The organism is Fibrobacter sp. (assembly GCF_017545445.1).
Taxonomy (GTDB): domain Bacteria; phylum Fibrobacterota; class Fibrobacteria; order Fibrobacterales; family Fibrobacteraceae; genus Fibrobacter.
The window spans coordinates 1-17,412 of record NZ_JAFWOM010000167.1; the positions used below are offsets into that span (position 1 = coordinate 1).

At 48.9% G+C, this 17,412-nt stretch carries 14 protein-coding genes and 1 tRNA gene; 7 read left to right on the forward strand and 8 right to left on the reverse strand.

What is annotated here, in order from left to right:
• The first annotated feature begins 151 nt into the window (after nt 1-151).
• The 4 genes from recN to mqnE all read left to right on the forward strand — a co-directional run bounded on the left by recN (nt 152) and on the right by mqnE (nt 4,467).
• Nucleotides 152-1,801, forward strand: a complete 1,650-nt coding sequence (gene recN, locus IKG78_RS18940; protein ID WP_290946585.1) for a DNA repair protein RecN — start codon at nt 152-154, stop codon at nt 1,799-1,801.
• Nucleotides 1,798-2,952, forward strand: coding sequence for a CDP-alcohol phosphatidyltransferase family protein (locus IKG78_RS18945; protein WP_290946593.1), 1,155 nt, complete (start codon nt 1,798-1,800; stop codon nt 2,950-2,952). Before recN ends, IKG78_RS18945 begins: the two co-directional genes overlap by 4 nt.
• A 147-nt stretch (nt 2,953-3,099) precedes the next feature.
• Nucleotides 3,100-3,173, forward strand: a tRNA-Met gene (locus IKG78_RS18950).
• Between the two features lie 253 nt (nt 3,174-3,426).
• Complete coding sequence (mqnE, locus tag IKG78_RS18955; protein ID WP_290946603.1) at nt 3,427-4,467, forward strand: aminofutalosine synthase MqnE; 1,041 nt, start codon at nt 3,427-3,429, stop codon at nt 4,465-4,467.
• A 322-nt stretch (nt 4,468-4,789) separates the two neighbouring features.
• Here the strand turns inward: mqnE and fusA are convergent, their stop codons facing one another.
• The 8 genes from fusA to IKG78_RS18995 all read right to left on the reverse strand — a co-directional run bounded on the left by fusA (nt 4,790) and on the right by IKG78_RS18995 (nt 12,536).
• Nucleotides 4,790-6,919, reverse strand: a complete 2,130-nt coding sequence (gene fusA / locus IKG78_RS18960; RefSeq protein ID WP_290946629.1) for an elongation factor G — start codon at nt 6,917-6,919, stop codon at nt 4,790-4,792.
• Nucleotides 6,920-7,036: 117 nt separating this feature from the next.
• A complete protein-coding gene (locus IKG78_RS18965; protein ID WP_290946632.1) occupies nt 7,037-8,218 on the reverse strand; it encodes a hypothetical protein in 1,182 nt (393 codons plus the stop codon).
• Nucleotides 8,219-8,277: 59 nt separating this feature from the next.
• Entirely contained in the window at nt 8,278-8,511 is a 234-nt protein-coding gene (locus IKG78_RS18970; RefSeq protein ID WP_290946642.1) for a hypothetical protein, read from the reverse strand.
• Nucleotides 8,512-8,516: 5 nt separating this feature from the next.
• Entirely contained in the window at nt 8,517-9,242 is a 726-nt protein-coding gene (locus tag IKG78_RS18975; RefSeq protein ID WP_290946651.1) for an EcsC family protein, read from the reverse strand.
• Nucleotides 9,243-9,262: 20 nt separating this feature from the next.
• Entirely contained in the window at nt 9,263-9,550 is a 288-nt protein-coding gene (locus tag IKG78_RS18980; protein ID WP_290946655.1) for a hypothetical protein, read from the reverse strand.
• A 22-nt stretch (nt 9,551-9,572) separates the two neighbouring features.
• On the reverse strand, nt 9,573-9,914 hold the full coding sequence (locus tag IKG78_RS18985) for a hypothetical protein (RefSeq protein WP_290946665.1): 342 nt from the start codon (nt 9,912-9,914) through the stop codon (nt 9,573-9,575).
• A gap of 306 nt (nt 9,915-10,220) precedes the next feature.
• Nucleotides 10,221-10,982: a type I methionyl aminopeptidase gene (gene map, locus IKG78_RS18990; protein WP_290946674.1), complete on the reverse strand. Its 762-nt coding sequence runs from the start codon at nt 10,980-10,982 to the stop codon at nt 10,221-10,223.
• A 162-nt stretch (nt 10,983-11,144) separates the two neighbouring features.
• The gene (locus tag IKG78_RS18995) at nt 11,145-12,536 is read right to left on the reverse strand and encodes a DEAD/DEAH box helicase (RefSeq protein WP_290946683.1); all 1,392 of its coding nucleotides are present in this window, start codon (nt 12,534-12,536) and stop codon (nt 11,145-11,147) included.
• Between the two features lie 244 nt (nt 12,537-12,780).
• Here IKG78_RS18995 and IKG78_RS19000 point away from each other — a divergent pair, with 244 nt between their 5' ends.
• The 3 genes from IKG78_RS19000 (at nt 12,781) to IKG78_RS19010 (ending at nt 17,313) form a co-directional block, all read left to right on the forward strand.
• Entirely contained in the window at nt 12,781-13,692 is a 912-nt protein-coding gene (locus tag IKG78_RS19000) for a MoxR family ATPase (RefSeq protein WP_290946689.1), read from the forward strand.
• Nucleotides 13,693-14,074: 382 nt separating this feature from the next.
• Nucleotides 14,075-15,301 carry a DUF58 domain-containing protein gene (locus tag IKG78_RS19005; protein WP_290946692.1) on the forward strand — a complete coding sequence of 409 codons (1,227 nt, stop codon included), beginning with the start codon at nt 14,075-14,077 and terminating at the stop codon, nt 15,299-15,301.
• Nucleotides 15,298-17,313, forward strand: a complete 2,016-nt coding sequence (locus IKG78_RS19010) for a transglutaminase-like domain-containing protein (protein ID WP_290946701.1) — start codon at nt 15,298-15,300, stop codon at nt 17,311-17,313. The genes IKG78_RS19005 and IKG78_RS19010 overlap by 4 nt, the downstream gene beginning before the upstream one ends.
• The last annotated feature ends 99 nt before the right edge of the window (nt 17,314-17,412 follow it).

Consider the following 17,412-nt stretch of genomic DNA (forward strand, 5'->3'; position numbering starts at 1 on the left):
GGTTAGTGGTTAGTGGTTAGGATTGCAATAAGAACGTTCCTTTTACATTCCTGTTTACTAACCACTGTTTACTAACCACCACTACTACCCATTGACTATTGACAAACAACCTATTTGCTAATTTATATAGTATCAAACAATAGCAAAGCAAATGTTAAAGCAACTTACAATTAACGGATTCACCTTGATTGCCGAAGCGACGGTTCCCTTCCACGGGGGCTTTACCGCTATTACAGGTGAAACAGGTGCAGGCAAGTCTGTTCTTATGAAAGCGCTCCGCATGGTCTGCGGAGACAAATCGCAAGCATCGATGGTCCGCACGGGCGAAGAAAAAGCGGTCATCGAAGGAATGTTCGATATTTCTAACGAACCCGAAGTCAAACAAATTCTTGCAAAGCTCGAACTCGATGACGACGACGAACTCATCATCCGGCGCGAGATTCTTGAAAACGGCAAGGGACGAGCCCGCGTGAACGGTTCTGTCGTAAGCCTCACGGACTTGCAGGAACTCGGCGAATCGCTGATCCAGATGCACGGGCAGAGCGAGCAACTTTTGTTACGCGACATCCGCACGCATGCCAAAATGCTCGACGAATACGCGGGCAATAACGAGTTGCTTACAGAATACGGCAAGAGCTTTACCGCTTGGAACAACGTTCTTGCAGAAATTGAAAAGACCGAAGCTCACGCCAAAGACTTGGCCGCACAAAAAGACTTTTTGAAGTTCCAGTACGATGAACTTTCAAAGGCCGCTCTCCGCGATGGCGAAGAAGAAGAGCTTGAAGACAAAGTCTCTGCAGCAAGCAAGAGCGAAGCCGAGCACAATCTGCTGAACGAAATTCAGGCACTTATCGGTTGCGACAACGGTATTTTGGAACAAGTTCAGAACCTCCAGTACAAGTTGCGTTCCCTTGCCCAAAAGATTCCGCACTACGAAGAAGACTTGAACGCACTCGTCGAAGTCGCGGATCCGTTCGAAGGAATTTGCAAGGACTTGCAGAGGCTCCGCCCCTCAAAGTCCATGAGTCCTGTCGAAATTGACAAAGCAAATTCGAGAATCGCGCTGATTCAAAAATTCAAACGCAAATACCGTACCGACGTGGCCGGACTCATCGCGCTCACCGAACAACGTAAGCAGGAACTCGACAGCCTCGAAAATCTCGATGCCGACCTCGAAGAACTCAAACGCAAAGCAGATGCACACAAGGCAGAGACAGAACGGCTCGCCGCCGCTCTCACCGAAAAGCGTCGAGAAGCGGCCCTCCGATTCGACAGCGCTGTACAAGAAATGTTGCGTAATCTCGGCATGCCCAAGGCCACGTTCTCTACAAGCATCACCGAACAAGCTCCAGCCGCAAACGGAGCCGACCGCATCGAATTCTTGCTCGCCCCGAACCCGGGCGAAGGCGAAAAATCGCTGCAGAAGGCGGTGTCCGGCGGCGAACTCAGCCGCGTGCTGCTAGCCATCAAGAGCGTCATGGCAGAACTCGACAAAGTTCCGCTACTGATTTTTGACGAAGTCGATTCAGGAATTTCTGGCGAAACGGGCAACAGCATTGGCGATGCGCTCCGCAATCTGGGCAAGCACCACCAAGTGCTCACTATCACGCATTTGCATCAAGTCGCAAGCCGTGCCGAAAACCAGCTCGCCGTGAGCAAAAAAGAGATTGACGGTAGGACTTTTACGTCTATAATTGACCTCGACAAGAACGGACGCATCGAAGAAATTGCTAGAATGTTAGGCGGAACATCAGAAACAGTCCGCACTCATGCAAAACAATTGTTGGAGGAAAATCTATGACCGAAAAAACGTCTGACGTTCGGTTGCGAACGCGTGTTTGGAGTGTTTTACGAGCACTCGTATTTGTGTGTGTCATAATATTCATCTGGGAGGGTTGGACCAAGACCGCGTGTGCCTTTGTGGGCATCGCGCTTATCATGGGATGGGTCAACCTCTACCAGCTCCGTAGCCAAGAAATCGAAAAGCCTTATTACAAGCTGTGGCTCAACACCATCGACGGATTCTTGCAGTTCACCGTCATGACAAGCATTTTTGTCCGCGACTTGCTCCAGAACGAAAGTGCCGAAAAAATTCTAGGTGTCGGCTGTGCCGTATTGCTAGCCCGATTGATAGCGCATACGTTGTTTTCACTGGGCGTTCTCCGCGAAGGGAAACAGCTCCCCCGCAAACGCCGTTGGAGCAAACTCGCGAATCTATCTGTAACAATAACGATGGGCGTTTATTTGTTGAATTTGGAAAATTTCCAACAAATTATGATGGTCGTTTCCATCTTGCTCATCCTCGCCTCAACAGCCGCATACGCCTACTGGTACTACCGCGACCCCGCCCACCGCAAGCCGCTTTCGATCGCAAGCCAGCTCACCATGAGCCGCATCGTGCTCACACCGTTTTTCCTCTGGGTGTTCTTCTACGATAACGATTTGGATTACAGCAACAACAGCATCGTCTTTAAAGTGCTTGCACTCGTGATGGTGCTCGGATTCATGCTCACCGATTTCCTGGACGGCAAGCTCGCCCGCGCCATGGGCGAAGTCAGCACGCTCGGCAAATACCTCGACCCGTTCAGCGACAAGATTTCGAACATGACGATATTCATGTGCTTTATTGCCACGGGTTATGCATCCGTGTGGATGGTCGCATTGATTTACTTCCGCGAATCCAGCGTGGAGACGCTCAGGACGCTCGCCGCAAGCGAAGGACTCATCATGCCGGCCCGCCGCAGCGGCAAGTGGAAAACCGCATTGCAAGGGATTGGCATTGTCGCCATTTTGCTTGGAGCGATTGAACCTGTACGCGCATTGATTCCCGGCTTTGAAGATATTTGGCTGCAATTCCCCATTGTTGTGATGGGCATCATAACGGCCATAACACTCATCAGCGGAATTGATTATTTCTACGCAAGCAAGCACATTTTAAAGAAGTTTGTTTAACCCCCTCCATCCATTAATAGATGGCAAGTTCTGCAAAAATTCGCGAAATTCGGCGGAAAAAGCATAAAAAAATCTTACTCACCCTTTTAAACGACGTTTAGGACTTGCCAAACCCATTATTATTTTCTATATATGGGACAACCTCGACGCGGGGTGGAGCAGTTGGTAGCTCGTTGGGCTCATAACCCAAAGGTCGCAGCGTTCAAGTCCTGCCCCCGCTACTAAAAAACGCAGATTTTAATCTGCGTTTTTTTTATTGTCATCCCGGACTCGTTCCGGCATGGTTCGACATGCTCCCCCACCTTACGCCGAGGTGACAAAGCAAATCAAGACTTCACTGGATCCTTCGGGCTAACGCCCTCAGGATGACGAGACGCAAGAGCAAAACAAGAAACAATGGTTGGAGCAAGCCCCAACCTACTAACCTCAACCACTGTTTACTAACCACCAACCACTAATAACTATATTTACAGCATGTCTCGCATTTCAGAACAAGAAGCACTCGATTTATTTTTGAACGCCCCCCTCGACGAACTCTGCGCACGCGCCAATGCAGAAAAAGAAACACGCCACGGCAAGTCCGTCTATTGGGTGAACAACCGCCAAATCAACTACACGAACGTGTGCGTGCTGCACTGCAAATTCTGCGCATTCAGCCGCATCAAGAAAGATAGCCCGACCGCTTACGACTGGAATTACGAAACCATCCGCGACAAGGCTGCCGAAGCCATTAGCGGCGGTGCACGCGAGCTGCACATCGTCGGAGGCCTCCATCCCGACCATCCGTTCGATTACTACATCGACATGCTGCGAAAGCTCCGCAAAGAGTTTCCAGCAGCAAACCTGAAGGCTTTTACCGCTGTCGAAATTTGCCACTTTGCAAAAATTTCCAAGCAGACTCCAGAACAAATTATGGCAACGCTCAAGGACGCAGGGCTTGACGCGCTCCCCGGCGGCGGTGCCGAAATTTTAGTACAAAGTGTACGCGACAAGATTTGCCCCGGCAAAGAAACTGGCGAAGAATGGCTCGACGTTCACCGTGCCGCCCACAAGCTCGGCATCCCGACGAATGCAACTATGTTGTTCGGACACATCGAAAAAATCGAAGACCGCATCGCGCACATGAAGATGCTCCGCGACTTGCAAGACGAAGCCCCCGGCTTTTTCGCGTTCATTCCGCTGGTGTATCACCCGGAACACAACGCGCTCCATCAAATCGTCCCGAACATCACAAGCGAAGAAGATATCTTGCGCACGGTCGCCGTTTCTCGTTTGTTCTTGGACAACTTCCCGCACATCAAAGCGTATTGGATCCAAATGGGCATCGAGACTGCCATGAAAGCTCTCCACGCCGGTGCATCAGATTTAGACGGCACAATCATCGAAGAGAAGATTACGCATGCCGCAGGCGCCACAGTTCCCGTCGGCATGAGCCCAGAGCGCATGCAAAGTCTCATCATAAACGAAGGCCTTGTTCCGGTGGAACGAGACGCCTTGTACGAAAGATTCTCGTAAGAGCGTCACCAACATACCCTTTGATGCCCAAGATTCTCGTCCCATTCTTCCATTTTAGAGTATTACTTTTGCAAAAAAAAATTCACATTTATATTTTTTTGCACTATATTATTCTCGTGGCAGTAGTAAATTCTGGTTCTGAGACGGGATGCCGGATCGAATCGTGGAGTAGAACTTACTAGTGTTACGAATTTTCAAGGACTCCGTAGGCTTGCGCATGCGGAGTCCTTCCTTTTTGGAGAAATGTTATTTAATATGCAAAAAGACCCGCAACTTTCGTTGCAGGTCTTTTTTAAACTTTCGAGAAGTTTTAGGACTTGGATTAAGCGCGAGCCTTGACCTTGTCGCCGTACTTCTTGATGAGTTCTTCCTGGATGTTCTTCGGAACCGGGAGGTACTTGCAGAATTCCATCGTGAATTCAGCCTTACCCTGAGTCATGGAGCGGAGGTCCGTTGCATAACCGAACATTTCGGAAAGCGGGACTTCAGCGTCAATCGTCGTCATGCCGAGTTCTTCGGTCGTGCCAGTGATAGCACCACGACGCTGAGAAACGTTACCCACAACGCCGCCCTGGAATTCGGTCGGAGTCTGGATTTCGACCTTCATGATCGGTTCGAGAATCTGAGCACCAGCCTTGGCGAAAGCTTCGCGGAAGGCCATACGGGCTGCAACCTGGAACGCCATATCAGAGGAGTCCACCGGGTGGAAAGCACCATCCTGAACTTCCATTTCGATACCCACAACCGGGAAGCCGATCAAAGAACCAGCTTCCATGCAGCTCTGGAAACCCTTGTCGCAAGACGGGATGTATTCCTTCGGAATACGGCCACCGACGACGGAGTTGACGAAGTTATAGACCTTTTCCTGGTCGCCTTCGACAGCCATCGGACGCATTTCGCCGACAACCTTAGCGTACTGACCAGAACCACCGGTCTGCTTCTTGTGCGTGTAGTCGAACTTGGCCGGGCGGGTGATGGTTTCGCGGTAAGCAACCTGCGGAGCACCAGTCGTCACGTCGCACTTGTATTCACGGCGCATACGTTCGATATAAACGTCAAGGTGGAGTTCGCCCATACCCTTGATGATGGTCTGGCCGGATTCCTTGTCAACCTCGACCTGGAACGTCGGGTCTTCCTTCGTGAAGCGGTTGAGGGCCTTGGACATGTTGTCGAGGTCGTCACGGTTCTTGGCTTCGATAACAAGTTCGATAACCGGGTTAGGAACGTGCATGGAAGTCATGTTGTAGTGGTTCTTGCCATCCGTGAAAGTCGTACCGGATGCGCAGTCGATACCGAACAGAGCGACGATGTCGCCTGCACCGGCTTCGGTGATATCCACCATTTCGTCAGCGTGCATACGGACGAGACGGCCAACGGAAACCTTCTTGCCGGTTGCCATGTTGGTGATCATGTCGCCCTTCTTGAGGGTACCCTGATAAACGCGGATGTAGGTGAGCTGGCCATAGCGGTCGTTCACGAGCTTGAATGCGTAGCAGACGAGCGGAGCATTATCTTCGGACTTGAGGACAACTTCAGCTTCGTTGTTGTCGAGGTCGAGAGCCTTGTTTTCAACGTCGGTCGGGCACGGGAGATAGTCGATAACACCGTCGAGGAGCTTCTGGACACCAATGTTCTTGTGAGCAGAACCCATGAACACCGGAGTGATGTCGAGGCGGATGGTAGCTTCGCGGATGACCTTCTTGAGGAGGGCCTTGTCGATCTGATCGACGCCATACTGGCCTTCCATAGCCTTTTCCATGACTTCGTCGCTGTAGTCAGCGCAGCAGTCCACGAGCTTTTCGCGGTATTCGTTAGCCTGATCGACGAGTTCTTCCGGAATATCCTTTTCGATCATGTCGTCGCCGTTGTCACCTTCGAAGTAGTAGGCCTTCATTTCGATGAGGTCAACCACGCCCTTAAGATTGGCTTCCAAACCTATAGGAATCTGCATGACGCACGGCTTGTGGTTGAGCTTTTCCTTGAGCATCACGGCAACGCGGAGCGGGTTTGCACCGGAGCGGTCGCACTTGTTCACGAACACGACACGCGGCACATGGTAGCGCTTCATCTGGCGGTCAACGGTGATAGACTGGGACTGGACACCTTCAACGCCCGTGAGAACGAGGATAGCACCGTCCAACACGCGGAGAGAACGTTCCACTTCGATAGTGAAGTCCACGTGCCCCGGGGTATCGATGATGTTGATGGAGTCGGCTTCGCCGCTCTTGGTGTGGGTCCAGTTTGCAAACGTTGCAGCAGACTGAATCGTGATGCCGCGTTCGCGTTCAAGTTCCATGGAGTCCATCGTGGCACCGACGCCGTCTTTACCACGAACTTCGTGGATAGCGTGGATACGCTTTGTGAAGTAAAGGATACGTTCAGTAAGAGTAGTCTTACCGGAGTCGATGTGAGCAGAAATACCAATATTTCTGTGCTTTTCAATGTTTTTCATATTTTATTTCCACAAATGGAGTTGATGTTTTTGAATGTTGCGCCCAAAAATAGAAAAATTTAGGGGGGAACTCAAGGGCGGTTTATCACATGAACGTATAAAAGCGGTAAAAAACGGCTAATTTTTGCTTCTTTTGATGATAAATCGCACTAATAGCGCTGCAATTATTACAATAAACGCCCAAATAATGTAAAACTCAAAAGACATCCAAGGGCCAAAGTTCATATAATAAAGTTGGGCAACGCCATAATAATCATTGTTTTCAAACGCATCTTCAATCCCAGCAACATTTATCGGTACATAAAAATGACTGAGGAGTAGCTGGAGAACAAGCAACGATGCGACCGCTTTTACGCTCAAGTTCATCTTGTCGATTACACATCCGAGCGGCACAAGAATCAACGGAAGCAACGGGATGACGTGTCTAGCCTCGCTGTCGATAGCAAAAAAGAGAAATGCGAGGAACGCAAGAGCATAGCCTGGACTGCAGTTAAAAATTTCTTTTGAAAAATTGCGGAAAAGAAAGACGACTAGCAGTGGTAGGATGCCAAAATAACAGATATGTGCAACGGGCGTGATAAGCGGATACTTGAGCGGACGAAGGAACATCTGGAGAATGAACGCAACTTCGCTAAAATAAAATTCGTCGTTGGTATGGGCCCGGAGGTAAAGACTTACGACCACAAAAGGGATGGCGACGAAAGCAAGTTTTTTCCAAGGCGACTGACGCACAAATTCACGAATGTACGTGAACGGCGAATGGAAGTGGTAGTCGCACCCATGCAAAACAACATAGAGAAAAAAGCACCAAGCGACAGCTCCCACAAAAAGAAGCGAAGCAGAAGCAGGAATGAAAAGCATACTTTCGAGAAGTGGTTGCTTGTGCAATACGTAAAGCAAAGCGACTGCCCCAACAGACAGCAGCGGTAACGCCACAGAAAGCGTTTTTCCCGTATGGAGTTTGAGGCGTGGAGCGTCTTGCGGGAACGGGTCCTTGAAAAAATACAACAGCCAAATCGTGTAAGTCACAGTCGGCCATGTGAGGATGCCCAAGAACGAAATGGAAATAGCCTGTAAAAATTTTTGACGTTGCAAAAAGTAGAACGAAACAAGAAAAATCGTATTGGCAAAAGCATCCGTCTGGAAAATTTCGTAGCCGCAGTTTTTTAGGACGAAGTAATTAAAAAAGTAACACCCGAAAATGAGAGCCGCCGTCGTCTTTTTCCAAGCATAGATTTGTACAAGCTTAAAAAAGAAAATCAGTTGTATCGCTAAATTCAAAAAATGAAGCACGTACATCGAAGTCATCAAGTTTGCATGCGACGACTCGATGCCCAAAAGCGATAAAAATAAATTTATCAGAAAGAACGGGAAAATGCGGAAATGCGGAAACGGTCATAACCCACAGAAAAAAAATCCGTAGAAAAATTCTGTGCAACGTTATAGTAAAAAGCACCGTCATATCCCGCCCCATCGTTAAGCGGAATCGTTTCGCCGACAAACGACAACGTAAAGAGAAAGAACAAGACCACCACAAGAAGTACGGGGACTTCATGCGACTTGATAAAACTCTTTATTGTCTGTATAATCAATGACGCTAGAAATAATGACTTTGGCTATCGTCTGGAGATTTAGTTTCGTCGCTCTCGTCGGACGTATCAGATTCGTCGGTTTCGCTTGCTTCCGGCTCCTTGTCGATGGAATTTTCGACAAGTTCAGGTTTTTCAATGCCTTCGAGAGACTTGAAGTACGCCATAGCCGTTTTCCCGACTTCTGTTGTATCAAAATAAGTATAAGCGCCGTTGCCAATTGCTCCAATTGCAGGGATTGCACGCAGGGCGATGCGGCCCAGGAAGTTCGCGGAAACTTTGACCCCAATTTTCTGGAGCAGTTTCTGGAGAGCGGTAAACGAAAGCTTCTGCACGACAATGCGGCTCCCGGTGCGGACGGCGACATCGCGGAGGAGCGAGGCTGCACTGTGGCGGAACAAGCACCAGACCATGGCTTCACGGGAGAGCATAGCAAACTTGCCGTATGTACAAGCGAGATCAGAAACAAGCTGAGCCTGGATACGCCAAACAGCGGCGATGTCCGGGATGGAAGTCAACACGCCTGTCAAACCGGCAGGGACAGAAAGCGTCGTACTCACGGCGGCGGCCTTCAATGCGGCCTGCTTGATTAAAAGATCAGCACGTTTATCAGGATCCTTGTTCGGGCAAAGGAGCGAGTCCGGGATATCCGTAATCAGGTTGAATATAATGGAATAAACCAATTCCTGAATGGATTCTTCTTTTTTGTCTTTGTATTCTTTAAAATTCAACATGGGCAAGCTCCTTTTATCTCCTATTTCAAGAACATTTTAACAATTCTTGCAATGTTTTGGGGGATCTTGTATTGAAAATTACTTTTTTCAAGCCATATTTTAACGATTTCATCCACCCAAAGACGATCGGACGCGATGTTTTGGACGATAATCTCCGTTTCGTCGCCCGTTTCTACAAGCTTGTAGTTCACATGGAACGAAATAGGCTTTTCTTCGCCATGCGGAAGGAACGAGATATCCATCGTCTGCTTTTCGGCATTGACGCTGAAGGAAACGTTGTTTAAATTTTTTTTTAACTGTTCATCCATAATAAAAATTCTTCCATGACTGCTAGAACAAAATTTTGGCGAACATACCAGTTCCTTTGGGGAGCATTCTCTTGTATGTATGATTGCAATCCCTAAACCACCATGCCGCGAATTCGTTAATCAGTTCGCGCTCACTAGTTATGTTATCTATAACAATTGCCGTACCATCAGAAGTGTCTTCAAAACAGTAGTGAGCACAAAGAGTCGTCGGCTCAAATTCGCCATGCAAAAGGATGGTAATGTTCGCCTGATTTTCTTGCGAATCTATATCCAATTTTTTGATTTCACCAATTCGTTTGATGATATCAAGGCGCTGGAAGAAAAATTCAACCGCTTTGTCGCGTGCGTTACTGAGGAAGGACATTGGGAAAGTGGTTAGTGGTTAGTGGTTGGTGATTAGGAAATAAATTAAAAGTGGATGGTGGTTGAGAAGTGATTCGTGGTGGTGGTAGGAAGTGTCATCCTGAGCGTGGTTCGACAAGCTCACCAACCTTATTAAGGTCCCTGAGCAAGCGAAGCGCGTCGAAGGGCGGAGTTGAAGGATCCAAAGAGGTAGGAAGCTGAGTTTAAGTAGTTGGTGGTCAGTGGTTAGGATTGTAAATTGAACGTTCTTTCTACATTCCTGTTTACGGCCTAAGGCCTAACCACTGCTTACTGTTTACTAGTGGAGCTATCGCGGGAGCGTCAAAATATCGATGCCATCCTTTGTCTTCACTACAGTGTGTTCCCACTGGGCGCTGAGGCTTCCGTCGCGAGTCACGGCGGTCCAGCCGTCCCTGAGCGTCTTGGTGCCCGGACGACCGACGTTGATCATCGGTTCGACGGTGAACACGTTGCCAACTTCGATGAACGGGCAGCGTTCGTAGTTGCGGAAGTGATAGACAGTCGGTTCTTCGTGGAAGCCGCGGCCGATGCCGTGTCCGCAGTAGTCTTCGACGACGCTGAATCCGTGTTCGTCGGCGATGTCCTGGATGGCACAGCCGATGTCGTTCCAGTGAGCGCCTTGTTCGCCTGCGGCACGGATGCCTTCTTCCATGCAGAACTTGGCGGTATCGACGAGTTCGCGGGCGATGTCAGAGACTTTGCCGACGCAGAACATAGCGGAGGTATCGCCGTGGTAGCCGGAGAGGATTGTGGTGATATCGATGTTCACGATGTCGCCATCTTTCAGGATGGTGTTCGCGTTCGGGATGCCGTGGCAGACAACTTCGTTGAGACTGATGCAGGCGTAGCGCGGATAACCGTGATAGCCCATGCAGGCGGAGATGCCCTTGTGCTGGCGTGTGTAGTCGCCGATAAATTCATCGATTTCAAGGGTGGATACACCGGGCTTGCACATTTCGCCCGCACGGATCAGCGTTTCGGCAGCGAGAGCGCCGGCATCGCGGATCAGTTCGATTTCTTTTGCGGATTTTACTTTGATTTTAGCCATAATTAGTTAGAAGTAGGAAGTTAGAAGTAGGAAGTTATGCCATCATAAGCGTGAGCATCGAGTCTAATGATCTATAGCAAATGTAGGATATCGGAGTTTCTTTATAATTGACTTTACTGACAAGCAATACTGTCTACTTCCTACTTCCTACTGTCTACTATATCATTTCTTCCATGCATACCTGTCAAGCAAATAGGCTAACAGCATCTGGTCGTCGGTGGTGCCGTTTGCGAGGTCTTTCACGAGCGGGAGCATGCGACTGATGCGTTCGGTGGCCTTCTGGCCGCCGAAGTGCTTGCGGACTTCTTCGAGGCGGACTCGGGTGCGTTCGCTCACCTTCTTCGCGATTTCTTCGTTTGTCAGCGGATCCATCTTGATGAAGTTGATGCCGAAATCGACTGCGGTCTGGCGGAGGTCGATTTCTTCGACCGGCGTGATGAGAGAAATGCAGAGGCCACTGCGGCCTGCACGGGCGGTACGTCCGCTGCGGTGCACATAGACTTCGTGGTCGGCAGGGTGGTCATAGACGAGAACGTGCGTCACGTGATCGACGTCGATACCGCGTGCGGCAACGTCGGTGCAGATGAGAATCTTGAGTTTCTTGTCGCGGAAGGCGTTGAGAGTCTTTTCGCGGAGGCTCTGTGCCACGTCACCACTCAATGCACCAACTTCAAAACCGTAGCCGGAAAGCACTTGTTCGAGGTAGCTCACGTCACGCTTGTAGTTGCAGAAAATCATGCAGCTTTCGGGATTGTAGTATTCCAAAACCTTGATGGTCATGGAATCCTTTTCCATTACGTCGCAAGTGTAGTAGCGGTGTTCAAGGTTGTTCGCGATGACCTTGTCGTAGCTGAGTGAAAGGAATTCGGCACTCGGACGCTGGAATTCGCGGGCAAGGCTCTTGACCGTCTGCGGAATCGTCGCACTGTACATCGTGCAAGAGATAGCCTTCGGCAAGTACTTGCGGATTTTCTGCATGTCAGGGTAGAAACCCATCGAAAGCATTTCATCCGCTTCATCAAGCACGAGGTCGCGGATGGAGAGCAAATCGACATTGCCACGCTGGATGTGGTCCATGAGGCGACCCGGAGTGGCTACAATGACATGAACGCCGGCACGGAGAGCTTTGATTTGCGGTTCGTAATTGACTCCGCCAAAAATTGCAACGGACCTGATGCCCGTACCCTTCGAAAGTTTTTCAAATTCTTCTTGCACCTGGATGCAGAGTTCTCGCGTCGGGACGAGGATAAGTGCCTGCGGATACGGATGGTCGCGGACGATGACCTGCAGAAGCGGGAGGGCATATGCGCCAGTCTTTCCCGAACCGGTCTTCGATTGCACGAGCATATCGCGAGCGGCGAGCATGTAAGGGATAGACTTGCGCTGGACGGGCATGAGTTCGGTCCAGCCATGTTCCCGGAGAATAGCCTTCTGCTCTTCGGGAAGCATATCGAAAGTATAATCAGGGAGCTTGTTCTTGGGTTCGATAATTTTAACAGGCGTTAAAAATGGATTGACTTTTTCTATCGATTCTTCTTTAATGTCTTCACTCATAGTGGGCACAAAAATAGAAATTAGACTAGAGACGATAAATGCGTAAGGCGAACATCGCGGCAAAAAACTTGTTTTTTGACATGATTGAGCCTAGCATTTAGCACTTGTGCAAAGACTAGAGAAATAAAGCCAAATCAGAGAAGATGCGAGAGAGTTGTAAGAAACGAGTCTAGAGCAACCCATAACCCGATTCATTGGCCAACAACCAACTACTATGAACCAATAACTATATATATTTATTTACATGATTGAAAAACTTATTGATTCTTTAAATAATGTCTTGTTGGGGAAGCAGGAGCAAGTTGAAATGCTTGTGATGGCACTCCTTGCAGATGGCCACGTGCTGATTGAAGATGTTCCTGGAACAGGCAAGACGACAATTGCGAAAGCTCTTGCCGCGGCTATCGGGGCGGACTTTGCACGAATCCAGTTTACGCCGGACTTGCTCCCAGCAGATGTCACGGGCGGTGCCGTATTCAAGGCGAATACGGGCGATTTTGAAATCCGCAAGGGACCCGTTTTTACGCAGGTTTTGCTTGCAGACGAAATCAACCGTGCGTCTCCGCGAACGCAGAGTGCGCTGTTGGAAGCGATGGAAGAACGACAAGTTTCGTTGGAAGGCGAACGTCATGCACTGCCGAAATTGTTCATGGTGCTTGCAACCGAAAATCCTGTGGAATTTCACGGCGTATTTCCGCTACCCGAAGCGCAGATGGACCGATTCCTGGTGCGGCTTTCATTAGGGTATCCGACAGCGGAAACGGAACTTGGCATTTTGCGAGCCCACCGCGACGGGAAACCGCTTGATACACTCAAAGCCGTGACGACTCCAGATGAAGTTATTGCGGCTCGGAATGTTGTCCGCAAGATTCACATTGACGAATCGCTTGAAACGTATGTAGTTTCGCTTGTGCAAGCGACTCGCACAAGCCCTGCGGTTCGTTTGGCGGCAAGCCCACGTGCCGGAATCAACCTCATCAAGATGGCGCAAGCGTGCGCGTATGTCGCTGGCCGCGATTTCGTGAATCCCGACGACATCCAGCATGTGTTCTATCCCGTCATGGAACACCGCGTGTTCGCCAAGGACAGCAATACGCCCGGAGCTTCAAGACAAATTCTGGAGGGAATACTGAAACAGGTGAAAGTGCCGAAGTAAATGAGGTCTCGAGGAATGAATCGGCAAGTTAAGCAATTGAGCTATGGGCACGGAGCTAAAGCTCCTCTGGGGTCGCTTCGCTTTGAGGCCTATAGTATCAATAGCTGCACTCAGCCTTATGCTCCTGCGAACAATCGCCCGCAACGCTTGTTTTACAAAATTTATGGCTTTTCTAATTACAATAACCTCATACCTCATGGTTCGGCAAGCTCACCAACCGGCTCACCACTATAGGGTGCGACCCCATACCCCATAACTACTTCCTACCGCCTACTTCCTACTGTCAACTGCCATGCATTTCTTCCACTGGATCATAAGCGTCATTCCTCTTCGAGGCTTGACCCAGCGGGAATCAAATGCGAGTCCACAAGTGGCCTCTCGCTTGATTCCCTTGCACGTCATTCCTAAAAGTCCCAAGCGCAAGGGACTCTTGATGCGTTTGTACTACCTTTGGCAAGAAGGCTTTACGCAAGTCGGGCACGCCGTGGCGGCACTCTTAATATTCTCGATGTTCGCGGGGGCAGTGCCTGGATTTTGGGCGGCATGGGTGTTTTGCGGCCTTGACTTCATGTACATTTTAGCCCTTGTGCCAAGCCTATTCATGACCGCACGAAAGAGCAAGTTCAAGACGGACAACATAACAGTTCGAAACGTTTACGAGGGCGAAACAGCGACCGTCAGTTTGCATTTAACAGCAATCGACAAACTTAACGCAGCCTCGCTCGGCTGCTTCCGCATGGACTCAACGCTTGCATGCGACGAATCAAACCTCATATCGCTTGCAGCGGGCGAAACTACAGAAATATCATGCCGAATCCGGACAAAAAAACGCGGAGCATTTACAATCCCTAAAGTGTCCGTCATTATTCCAGAAATCAACGGGGCTTTGCGTTTTGCATCAAATTCAGGAACGGCAGAATTGCTCGTTTTCCCGCATCCGCTGCATTTAGGATCGTTTCCATTTTTGACATCAGGGGCAAGCGGCATTGTATTCGCGCCGTTACTGATGCCAAGCCTTACGCGGGGAATGGATTTTGTAGGAGTTCGTGAATACCGCGAAGGCGATTCCTTGCGAGACTTGCACCACAAAGCGTTTGCCCGCTACGGTCGCCCTTTTACAAAAGAATTCGAAACGGAACGTGGCGCAGGAGCGATTCTCGTCTTGGACACCGCCGCACGAAACTTGCGCGAAAAATCGTCGGTCGAAATGCTCATCCGCTTGGCGGCTGGCATTGGCCTGTGGCTTTTGGAACGCCATGCGTTAGGCAGATTCTTTATCGGTGATGACGAAATTTCGCTAGTCCAAGGAGATGGCGGCGAAAGCTTCTTGGAATCGCTTGCTCGCATTCCTCCAGCATCGTTTCGTATGTTGAGCACCGCAAACACTCAAAAACTTTGGTCGCCCGCAGCTCGCCCGCTCGGCCCCGTGCTTCGCGTAGGGCTTTTTGCGACCGAAGACCCGCTAGTGCATAAGCAAGTCATTTTAGATTCGCATTTTAAGACAACCGAAGAATTGAAAGAACTCATCTCCGACGACGTATTGTCCGTCAACGCTAAACGTCTCGAACGTGTTTTTGAATCGTCTCGCGACACGGAGGTCAGCTTATGAAGCTAAACGTCCGTGAAATTTGCAAAACGATTTTTTTCTGCATTGTGTCCATCAATTTAGGCTTTTCAAGCGGCATTGAAATTTTAGGTTTTCTTTTTGCGATTGCCTTCGTTTATTTATCCGTAAAACAATTTGCAAATTCTCAAAAATCGCCTGAATTGCAAAAAATCCCCCACTACAGAAAAATGCTCGCTTATGGCGCGATTGTTCCGTGTGCGTTGTGGTGGGTGCTGACACCGAGTGTTGAAGGTGGCGTATCGCCCTACTTGGTCTTTATCCCAGCGTGGTACTTACTTTATCTTGCGTGGTTGCAAAAGCGGAGCCTCGGCAATGGCGGTTACGAAGTCTTCATCGTATTCAACGGAGTCTCAGTTCTTTTTATGGGACTATTCCAAGCTCCGCGTGCATGCGTTTTGAGCGGTGCCGTTGCACTATTGCTTGCCGTTTATGCATTCAGTCGCCCCCATGTCGCCCTTTACAAAAGGCTCCTTTTCGTTTTGATGTTTGCAAGTTTATGTTGTTCATCATACGTTGGTTTCAAGTATTGGAAACACAACCGCTATTACGGTGGACGCTGGGCAGAAGATTATTACGTCAAAAACCGAGTCATGGGATTTGACCCCGTCGCATCTTTGGGTTCTTTTTCAAGCAATTACAATTCAAAATACAATAACGAAATTGTCCTTCGAATTTGGGACACGCTAGCCCCGCCATACTTGCGAGCAGCCGCTTACGAGAAATATGTGGCAGGCATTTGGAAACTCCCCGCAATTGCAGAAAAGAAACTTTATCCTGCCCGTTACCGCGTGGATTATGCCGTTTTTGAAACTGAGGATTCTGCAGCTGCGGCCCCAAATGTGAAATCGGTCTGGGTGCAAGCGACACTCGATAACTTCGGCTTTATGTTTGCCGCTCCGAACGCAGTGGGCGTTGCTAGTAAAAATGCGGATTCGCTGAATTACTATTCGACGAATGTCTTTGCAGATGCAAACGGAAAGCGTAGTGATTGGTACTATTACGTTTCTGATTCAGCAGAAATATACGCGATCGCTGGAGTACTCGATTCAGCATATTTGCAAATTCAAGACAAGTTGCAACCCTTTTTGGATTCAGTTGCGGTAGCCATGAAGCTTCCACCAAAGGATTCTGTAAATTTTGAAAGTCCTGAATATGCTCTTTTCAACATAAAATTAATTGAAGAATATTTCATCCAAAACTTTACGTATTCGTATATCGTTTCTGGCTTTAAGAACCATTCAATAGCAGACCCGCTCGTCCGTTTTTGGAAAAACAAAGAAGGGTACTGCGAATACTACGCAACGCTGGCCGTACTTCTTTTGCGTCATCAAGGAATTCCCGCCCGTTACGTGACCGGATTTGCGCATCCGGAACATGTTGCAGGCAGGCCCTACGCGACTTTCCGCCGTCGTCACAGCCACGCATGGGCCGAAGTTTATATAAACAACAATTGGTACATTTTCGACCCCACCCCACCCCTCACGGAATTGACGTTTGCAAAAACATCTTGGTTTGCATCAAAACTAGAAGGGTTAAAAGGACGATTCTCCTATATTCTTCATTTGTTAAAAGACGGCGAATGGCGACGTGTTGTAGATAACTGGCAAACAGCTTCGGAGCAACTGATTTCAAGCCCAGTCCCCTATGTTATTTTGGCAATCCTACTCGCCATCTTTGCAGGTTTGAAAATCCGCAAGGTCCGCAAAAATTCCATTTCAAAAGTCGTTTCAAAAAACGCAGCCCATTGGGTAGCCCTATTGGAATCGGCAGAAAAACGTCTTGCACGTTTTGGTTTTGCTCGTTCGCCCGGCGAAACCGTATCATCGTTTGCAAACCGCATTGAAAAAACATTGCAAAAAGTCGATGACTCCATAGATGAGTCTGCGAATAAAAGATCAAAAAAAGCCCATGAGCACCGTAAGCAAGAATGCTCGACCGCATTAAAACTGTTATCCGAATACGAAAAAAATAGATGGCGAATGACGAATCATTGAAAAAAAGGCAACGATTTTTTTCAAAAATTTAACATAAATAAATAGATAAAAAAATATATTAAGGTTATGGTTGGTTGGGGGTATAGAACCCCAAGGAGT

Excerpts from the sequence above, each read along its gene's own strand:
- recN (WP_290946585.1), top strand. The coding sequence starts at position 152 with ATGTTAAAGCAACTTACAATTAACGGATTCACCTTGATTGCCGAAGCG.
- IKG78_RS18945 (WP_290946593.1), top strand. The coding sequence starts at position 1,798 with ATGACCGAAAAAACGTCTGACGTTCGGTTGCGAACGCGTGTTTGGAGT.
- mqnE (WP_290946603.1), top strand. The coding sequence starts at position 3,427 with ATGTCTCGCATTTCAGAACAAGAAGCACTCGATTTATTTTTGAACGCC.
- fusA (WP_290946629.1), bottom strand. The coding sequence starts at position 6,919 with ATGAAAAACATTGAAAAGCACAGAAATATTGGTATTTCTGCTCACATC.
- IKG78_RS18965 (WP_290946632.1), bottom strand. The coding sequence starts at position 8,218 with ATGTACGTGCTTCATTTTTTGAATTTAGCGATACAACTGATTTTCTTT.
- IKG78_RS18975 (WP_290946651.1), bottom strand. The coding sequence starts at position 9,242 with ATGTTGAATTTTAAAGAATACAAAGACAAAAAAGAAGAATCCATTCAG.
- IKG78_RS18980 (WP_290946655.1), bottom strand. The coding sequence starts at position 9,550 with ATGGATGAACAGTTAAAAAAAAATTTAAACAACGTTTCCTTCAGCGTC.
- IKG78_RS18985 (WP_290946665.1), bottom strand. The coding sequence starts at position 9,914 with ATGTCCTTCCTCAGTAACGCACGCGACAAAGCGGTTGAATTTTTCTTC.
- map (WP_290946674.1), bottom strand. The coding sequence starts at position 10,982 with ATGGCTAAAATCAAAGTAAAATCCGCAAAAGAAATCGAACTGATCCGC.
- IKG78_RS18995 (WP_290946683.1), bottom strand. The coding sequence starts at position 12,536 with ATGAGTGAAGACATTAAAGAAGAATCGATAGAAAAAGTCAATCCATTT.
- IKG78_RS19000 (WP_290946689.1), top strand. The coding sequence starts at position 12,781 with ATGATTGAAAAACTTATTGATTCTTTAAATAATGTCTTGTTGGGGAAG.
- IKG78_RS19010 (WP_290946701.1), top strand. The coding sequence starts at position 15,298 with ATGAAGCTAAACGTCCGTGAAATTTGCAAAACGATTTTTTTCTGCATT.